Source organism: Microvirga massiliensis, from assembly GCF_001006805.1.
Lineage (GTDB): Bacteria > Pseudomonadota > Alphaproteobacteria > Rhizobiales > Beijerinckiaceae > Microvirga > Microvirga massiliensis.
In genome coordinates, this window is sequence record NZ_LN811352.1 from 610680 (window position 1) to 618427 (window position 7748).

Genomic DNA, 7748 nt, shown 5'->3' on the forward strand with positions numbered 1-7748 from the left:
GAGTAGCGCATCGTTTGAGGCGGAAAAGCGGGCCCACTTTTCCGCACGATGCGCTCATGACACTGGTCTACGGAAAACCCTGCGCATGGGAACGAGCCCCACCTCCGAATCGTGCCTGAACTGCAGTAGCCGGCGGGCTCGGGTCAGGCAGCAGCCTCCGTCTCTTGGCGCTGCGTTCTCGGCATGGGCCGGACCACGCCGCGGACCTGAACGAACGGGCGCGGCCGATTGATGACTTCGTCGAGCCGCGACCAGAGCACTTTCGGAGAGAAAGGCTTCGCGATGATCTCGTTGACCCCGAGCGCAATCGCGCGGTCGACGACATAGCGCGTCGGCTTCGACAGCGTGAGGATAATCGGGACCGTTGGAGCCGGAGAGGTCGTCGGCGTGCGCGTGAGGCGGATGAACTCCTCGCCCGAGAGGATGGCGAGGTCCCAATCGAGGATGACGAGGTCCGGCTTGCTTTCGCCGAGCAATCCAAGCGCTTCCGCTCCATCGGGAGCCTCCTGGACCCGCTTGATGCCGACGCGCGCCAGCATGTCGCGGAGAATGCGCCGGACGTAGAGGCTCTCGTCCACCACGAGTGCGGCGAGATCGGGGAAGGTCGGAGTTGCGATCATCGGCTCGAGGGCAACCGCATCAACACGGAACGGACCTCCAGCCTATGGCCCTCGGCTTTCCGCTTCTTTAATTCCATGGGCTGAAAACGACGGCGCCTTGCTTATCCGTTCGACGGCCCTCTCGACATCCGACGGACGATGATAGCACCCGAATCCGAAGCGGATCCGATCTCCCCGGACATCGGTCACGATGCGCAAGGCGAGCAGCCGATCATGAAGTTCCTGTGCATCCGGCATTTGGAAAGCCAGGAAGTGCGCTCGATCCCTTGCCCCGAGAGGGGTGACGAGCCGGGCTCGCGACAGTTGCGGTGCGAAGCCGCCTTGAACGGTCGCAAGAAAAACGTTCTGAATCGCGACCACATGCTCGTGAATGCGTTCGACCGTGATCGTGTTCTCCTCCATCCAGTGAATGACGGAGCGTAGGCGATAGAGTCCGCTCGGGTCGAAGGTCGCACCCAGGAAACGGGAACCATCCTCTCCGTAGGGGACGCCGACAGCTCCGCTCGCAAGTGCACCGAATGCTGCGAACCAGCCGGTATCCCGCGGGCGCGGGGCGTACTCGGGTGGGCAATGCATGAAGCAGACGCCCTCCCCGGCCATGGCATATTTGTAGCCACCCGCGAGATAGAAGACCCGGTGAGCCAGAGCCGAAAGGTCCGTGGGCACCGCCATGAAGCCATGGTAGCCATCGATCGCAATGAGCGTCTCCCTCGAGGGAGCTGCTGCGGCGAGTTGCTCGAGAGATCCGGCGCTGGCTCCGGAGTTGAAGAAGACTTGGCTGCAGTAGATGAGGTCATGGTCGGCTCGCATGGCTGCGGCGAAGCGGGCCGGAAAAGTCTCGAACGGTTCTGCCGCCACGCGGTCGACAAGCACGAGGGCATCCTCTTCGAGCCGCGCCAGCTGTCTCGTAACCGTGTGGAATTCGCTGTCCGTCGTCAGAATTCGAGGCGAGCGGTTCGCTGGCAGTGCGGACAGAAGACGACGCAGGAAATCGTGGGTGTTCGGCGCGAACGCAATCGTGGCGGGATCCGGAAGGGTGAGGATGCGGGCGATGCCCTTGCGGACATCGGTGATGATCCTCCCGAAGATCAGATCCCACTTCTCGTCTGCGTAGCGCGCGGAATCATCCCAGTACTGCTTCTGAGCCTCGTAAGTGACGTCCGGCCAGTAATGGTGGCTGTGGGCGGCGAAGTGGATGCGCTCGGGATCGGCTGCGGCAAATCGCGAGAAGTGATGGGCGAGATCAAGCATCTCGTGTTTCGGTGGCGTAGACGAAGCTCGTCCCACGGGCGACCGAATCCGGCAGTCGAGGAAGAGCCGAGCGCGGGATGAGATAGGTGGAAAGCCGGAACAGGTCACGGAAGATGCCGTGCTGCTCTGCCGTCGCGCGCAGATAATTGTGTCCTGACGACCCGCCCGTTCCCGGCTTGACCCCGAGCATCCGGTTGACCATCAGCGCATGACGATAACGCCACAATGTCATCGTCTCGTCGACGTCCATGATCGATTGGATCAACCGAAACGCCTGGTTGAGCGCAGGCTCGTCCCGGTAGAGCGTGATCAGCAGAGCGGCCTCGACGGCACGCGGAGACATCGTCCATGATGTCTGTGCGCCTTCGTCGAAGATGTCCGCGAAATTCTTGAGAGCTGCTTCGATCGCGAGCGCCTCCGCATCCCGCTGACGGGACGAGAGATGGACGTCGCCTCTCACCCTTGCCGCATCCGCCTCCAGCATGTCGATGACCGCGGCCCGGTATGCATCCCGGAAGGGAGTGCCACCCCAATCCGTAAACGGAGTACGCGACAGCCAGCGATCGAGGAGAGAAAGCAGGCTCGGGCGCTGGCTCGCAGCGCGCAACCGTTCGCGATCGGCATCGGAGAGCTTGGATTCGAACGGCGCATGATCAAAGGTGAGGCGCTCATTGCTGCGCAGGCCAAGCCTGATCTCGATTTCGCGGAACTGCACTGACTGAAACCCCGACGCCGGATAGAGGAGGTCGCGGAAATCGAGGAAGTCGAGCGGCGTCATTGTTTCCATGACGTCGAGTTGATGCACGAGCAGCTTCAGGATCTCGTGGATGCGTTGCAATCCGAGATTCACCCGTCCTAGCACACGGTCGTCGACGGGATTGGCGGAGAAGTCCTCTTCGATACGGTCGAGCTCACGCAAGATCTGCTTGAACCAGAGCTCATACACCTGGTGTACGGTGATGAAGAGCCATTCGTCGTGCGCAGGACGCCCGGCTGCCACGCTGGCGGGCCTCTGGGAACTGAGAAGCCGGTCGAGCTGAAGGTATGCGCTGTAGTAGCACCCGGGCGGAGCACCCTCTGCCCCGAGATCCTGGATATCCGGAGGCTTGTCGCTCGTCATCTCCGTCTCCTGCATCGCAGGAGTAAATCTAGGACGTTTCCCGCTTGCGAGAACTGTGCTGCCGTCAGGGAGCGGAAGGTCCGAACCCGCGGAGCCGGTCACGGAGTTGGTCGATCACCTCCGTTCCCACGTTGGCGAAAGCGACACGCAGGTAGTCATCCTGACCCGGACCGAAAAAGCTGCCCGGCAGGCACAGGACCCCGCGCTCGCTGGCGAGTTGCTCGGCAACTGCGTTCGCAGTCGATCCACGGAATGGATGCTGCAGGTAGCAGAAATAGGCGCCGATCGAGTCGATGCGCCAGCCGGGCAAGTCCCGGAACAGCAAGCGGAATGCGTCCGCACGGCGCACGATTTCCGCCCGGTTCTCCTCGCGCCACCCCCGCAGGGAGACGATCCCCTCGGCAAGGGCCGGCTGAACCGTTCGCGGCGGACAGATCTGCAGACAATCGAGAATTTTCTCGACCTGCCGGTTCAAGGAACTGCCAGCCACGATCGCACCGCAGCGCTGGCCCGGCACCGCATAAGCTTTCGAGAAGGAATAGAGCTGGACGATCGTGTCGCGCCAGTCCTCGGTCGCCAGCATGTCGTGCGGGCGGTCCGAGGCCGCATCGAGGAAATCGCGATAGGTCTCGTCAAGGACCAGAAGAATCCGTTTCCGGCGACACAGATTGGCGAAGGCCGCGATCGTCTCGGGCGGGTAGATCGCGCCGGTCGGATTGTTCGGTGTGACGAGGACGATGGCCCGGACGCTCGAATCGATCAGCGCTTCTGCGTCCTCAGGGTCGGGGACGAACCCGTTCGAAGCGCGACATGGCAGCGGCTTCGGCACCACGCCGAGCATGTCGAGCGTCATCTGGTGGTTGAAATACCAGGGCGTCGGCAGAAGAACGGTATCGCCGGCCCGGGCGGCCAGCATCATGGTGACCACGAAGGCTAGGTTGCAGCCTGCGGTGATCGCCACATCGTCCGGACTGATCTGCGCCCCGTAGAGCCGCGCGACCTCGGCCGCATAGGCCCGGCGCAGGATATCGTCGCCGCGGATGGGCCCATAACGGGAACCCTCCGGAGCGCCAGCGACCTCCGCCATGCGGCGCAGGAGATCCGGATGCGGTGGGTGTCCCGGCACCGCCTGGGAGAGATCGATCAGCGGTCCGAATGCTCCACCGTAGCGTTGCGCCCAGCCGCGCGCTTCCGGAATCGGCGGCGACCCGACCTCCGCAACGAGCGGGTTGATGACTGCTGAGAACGGACTCACTGGCTTGAACTCGACTCGGGGTCTTCAGTCCTTTGCCCGCTCCACGTAGGAGCCGTCAGCAGTCTGAACGACGACCCGCGTACCGGCCGAGATGTGCGGCGGGACCATCGTTCGGACTCCGTTGGACAGCTTGGCGGGCTTATAGGATGAGGACGCGGTCTGCCCCTTCACGACGGGCTCGGTCTCGACCACCTCGAGCACGACACGCTGGGGGAGCTCGAGGGCGATGGCGATGCCGTTATGCAGGCTCAGGTTCACGGCCATGCCTTCCTGGAGATAGGCCGCGAGGTCTCCGACGATATCCTCCTGAACCGTCACCTGGTCGTAGGTCTCCGGGTTCATGAAGTGAAAGCCTTCGCCGTCCTGGTAGAGGAAGGTGTGCTCACGATCCTCCACGAAGGCCCGCTCGACCTGCTCCGTGGTGCGATAGCGCTCCGACACCTTCACGCCATCCGAAATGCGGCGCATGTCGATTTGGGTGACCGGCGTCCCCTTCCCGGGGTGGATGTTCTCGGCCTGCAGGACCACGTAGAGGCGTCCGTCGATATCAACGACGTTGCCCTTGCGGAGCGAGGAGGCGATGACCTTCACGAGAAGCTTTCCTTATGTCAGAGGGAGGCGACACAGCACCGAGCGACATTCCTGCACCGCCGGTGGGAGCCAGTTTCAGGCCGCACCTATCGCATCTCGACCAGAATCTCCAGCCACCCCGTGTGCTGGCACCGACCCGTGAACCGACCGCCTCCTTCCGTTTCGCCCTGGTGGACCCCCGACGTCCATGCCGACCGCCGACCTTTCCTGCTGATCCGTGGCCGCATCACGGCTGCGGTGCGCGCCTTCTTTGAGGAGCGGGATTTCGTCGAGGTTGAGCCTCCGGCACTCCAGATTTCTCCAGGCAACGAAGCTCATCTCCACGCTTTCGAGACCGAGGCCCTGGGATCCGGCGGGCAGCGCCAGCGCCTCTTCCTGCACACATCGCCGGAATTCGCCTGCAAGAAGCTCCTGGCAGCAGGCGAACGACGCCTCTTCACCTTAGCCAAGGTCTATCGGAACCGGGAGCGCGGAGCCCTCCACCACCCGGAGTTCACGATGCTCGAGTGGTACCGTGCAGAGGAAGATTATCGAGTGCTGCGGCAGGATTGCGCAGACCTCCTCGCGCGAGCCGCCGAGGCTGCGCGGACCAGGACATTGACCTACCGGGGCCGCATTGCGGATCCATTCCTGCCGCCCCAACATCTCACAGTCGCCGAAGCCTTCCTGGACTTCGCTGGAATCGACCTCCTCGCAACGCTGGATGGTGACGGAGGCTGTGACCGTGCAGCCCTCGCCGCGGCCGCACGGTCGGCCGGAATCCGGATCGCGGAGGACGATACCTGGTCGGACATCTTCAGTCGGATCATCGTGGAGCGCGTGGAACCGAGATTGGGCTTGGATCGCCCAACGATCCTCGATGAATACCCAAGCATCGAGGCTGCGCTTGCGCGCCCATGCCGGAATGACCCCCGCGTCGCCGAGCGCTTCGAGCTCTACGCCTGTGGGGTAGAGCTCGCGAATGCCTTTGGCGAACTGACGAATCCGGTCGAGCAGAGAAGGCGCTTCGAAATTGAGATGGCGGAGAAGCTCCGGGTCTATGGGGAAACCTATCCCCTGGACGAGGATTTCCTTGCGGCACTCAACCATATGCCACCCGCCAGCGGCATTGCCCTCGGTTTGGACCGTCTCGTGATGCTCGCAACCGGAGCTACGCGAATCGAGCAGGTCCTCTGGGCACCCGTACCGGAGATCGCATGAGCGGAAAGCCTCAGACGCTGCGCCATGCGGCCGACCTCGCGCGGGCGGGCCTGGTCGACGTAGCACAAGTGCCGGATCTCGAGCGGGTTGCAGCGCGATACGCGGTGGCCGTGCCGCCGGCACTGGCGGATCTCATCGACCGGTCGGACCCGTTGGATCCGATCGCGAGGCAGTTCATCCCGCAGACGGAAGAACTCGACCAGCGCCCGGAGGAGCTGCTCGATCCGATCGGCGATGGTGCCCATTCCCCGGTCGAAGGGATCGTGCACCGCTATCCCGATCGCGTCCTCCTCAAGGCGGTCCATACCTGTCCCGTCTACTGCCGGTTCTGTTTTCGCCGTGAGGTGGTGGGGCCGGGCGGCATGGGATCGCTAACGGCGAATGAGCTCGAGAGCGCCCTCGCCTATATCGCAGCGCATCCGGCGATCTGGGAAGTGATCCTGACCGGGGGCGACCCGCTCATCCTGTCGCCCCGCCGCTTGAGCGAGATCTCGAAGCGGCTTGCTGCCATGGATCACGTCAAGGTTCTGCGCCTCCACACGAGAGTCCCTGTCGCCCAGCCCGAGCTGATCGATGAAGAGCTGCTCGCGGCACTCAAGGAGAGCGGGAAAGCCGTCTATATTGCCTTGCACGCCAATCACGCTCGCGAGTTCTCGAAATCTGCCCGTCTGGCCTGCGCCCGCATCCTGGAGTCCGGGATCGCGATGGTGAGCCAGACCGTGCTCCTGCGGGGCGTCAACGATGACCCCGACACGCTCGCGACGCTGATGCGGACCTTCGTCGAGAATCAGATCAAGCCCTACTACCTGCACCACCCCGACTTGGCTCCGGGCACGTCTCATTTCCGGCTCACCATCGAGGAAGGCCTCGCGATCGTGGGCGCATTGCGCGGCCGGCTCTCGGGGCTCTGCCAACCCACCTACGTACTGGACATCCCGGGCGGCTATGGGAAGGTCCCGATCGACTCCCACTACGTCGTCAGGCGCCTGGACGGGTCCTACAAGGTCACCGATCCCGAAGGGCGGGACCACCGCTATCCGCCCCGGAGGCCGACGCGCTGAGGATCCCCTTCACTCGGGAAGCAAACGGATGTTGCGGCGGCGCTTCGCCTCGCCGCGTCGGCTCTTCTCCTCGAGCCGGCGCCGCTTCGAGGCAAGGGTCGGTCGGGTCGGACGTCTGGTCTTCGGTCGCTCGGCGGCGCGGCGGATCAGCTCGAACAGCCGCTCCCGGGCATCGGCCCGGTTGGCCTCCTGGGTGCGATACCGCTGCGCGGAAATGACGAGAATACCCTCGGCACTGAGGCGACTTCCCGCAAGGCGCTCGAGCCGGCTCTTCAGCTCCTCCGACAGCCCGGGCGCGGCCCTCACATTGAACCGGAGTTGCACTGCGCTCGAGACCTTGTTGACGTTCTGGCCGCCGGGGCCGGAGCCGCGAACGAAGTTTTCCTCCAGTTCCTCCTCCCTGATCCAAGCGGATTCGGTGATGTGGATCATTCCGGGCTTTCCTCGACCAATTGACTGACGCCGCTGCCCTCTCCGGACGGTCGGGCCGGTAACCCCGCAGGACAGGTTGCCTCGACCCTGTGGAGAATTGACCATGCCGCTTCGAGATGGAACACACGGCTACGCTGCAGGTTTCGACTGCTCTCCTTCCATAGGAACTCCGGACCTCCTGACTCACTCCCTCTGACGGAAGAACTTCGATGAAGATA

8 protein-coding genes are annotated in these 7748 nt (G+C 63.6%); 2 read left to right on the forward strand and 6 right to left on the reverse strand.

Going from position 1 to position 7748, the window contains the following annotated elements; translation table 11 throughout:
- Positions 1 to 143: 143 nt before the first annotated feature.
- The 5 genes from BN1233_RS11805 to efp all read right to left on the reverse strand — a co-directional run bounded on the left by BN1233_RS11805 (position 144) and on the right by efp (position 4837).
- Complete coding sequence (locus BN1233_RS11805; protein ID WP_046863703.1) at positions 144 to 620, reverse strand: response regulator; 477 nt, start codon at positions 618 to 620, stop codon at positions 144 to 146.
- 42 nt (positions 621 to 662) lie between these two features.
- On the reverse strand, positions 663 to 1871 hold the full coding sequence (locus BN1233_RS11810; RefSeq protein WP_046863704.1) for an aminotransferase class V-fold PLP-dependent enzyme: 1209 nt from the start codon (positions 1869 to 1871) through the stop codon (positions 663 to 665).
- Entirely contained in the window at positions 1864 to 2991 is a 1128-nt protein-coding gene (locus BN1233_RS11815; RefSeq protein ID WP_046863951.1) for a tryptophan 2,3-dioxygenase family protein, read from the reverse strand. The genes BN1233_RS11810 and BN1233_RS11815 overlap by 8 nt, the downstream gene beginning before the upstream one ends.
- 64 nt (positions 2992 to 3055) lie before the next feature.
- A complete protein-coding gene (locus BN1233_RS11820) occupies positions 3056 to 4246 on the reverse strand; it encodes an aminotransferase (protein WP_046863705.1) in 1191 nt (396 codons plus the stop codon).
- A gap of 24 nt (positions 4247 to 4270) precedes the next feature.
- Positions 4271 to 4837, reverse strand: coding sequence for an elongation factor P (efp, locus tag BN1233_RS11825; protein ID WP_046863706.1), 567 nt, complete (start codon positions 4835 to 4837; stop codon positions 4271 to 4273).
- 138 nt (positions 4838 to 4975) lie between these two features.
- Here efp and epmA point away from each other — a divergent pair, with 138 nt between their 5' ends.
- Both epmA and BN1233_RS11835 read left to right on the forward strand, forming a co-directional pair.
- Positions 4976 to 6037, forward strand: coding sequence for an EF-P lysine aminoacylase EpmA (gene epmA / locus BN1233_RS11830; protein ID WP_046863707.1), 1062 nt, complete (start codon positions 4976 to 4978; stop codon positions 6035 to 6037).
- The gene (locus tag BN1233_RS11835; RefSeq protein WP_046863708.1) at positions 6034 to 7098 is read left to right on the forward strand and encodes a lysine-2,3-aminomutase-like protein; all 1065 of its coding nucleotides are present in this window, start codon (positions 6034 to 6036) and stop codon (positions 7096 to 7098) included. Before epmA ends, BN1233_RS11835 begins: the two co-directional genes overlap by 4 nt.
- A gap of 9 nt (positions 7099 to 7107) precedes the next feature.
- On the opposite strand, the gene arfB is transcribed toward BN1233_RS11835, so the two are convergent.
- Positions 7108 to 7530 (reverse strand): alternative ribosome rescue aminoacyl-tRNA hydrolase ArfB, encoded by a 423-nt coding sequence (gene arfB / locus BN1233_RS11840; protein WP_046863709.1) that lies wholly within the window; start codon positions 7528 to 7530, stop codon positions 7108 to 7110.
- Positions 7531 to 7748: the final 218 nt, after the last annotated feature.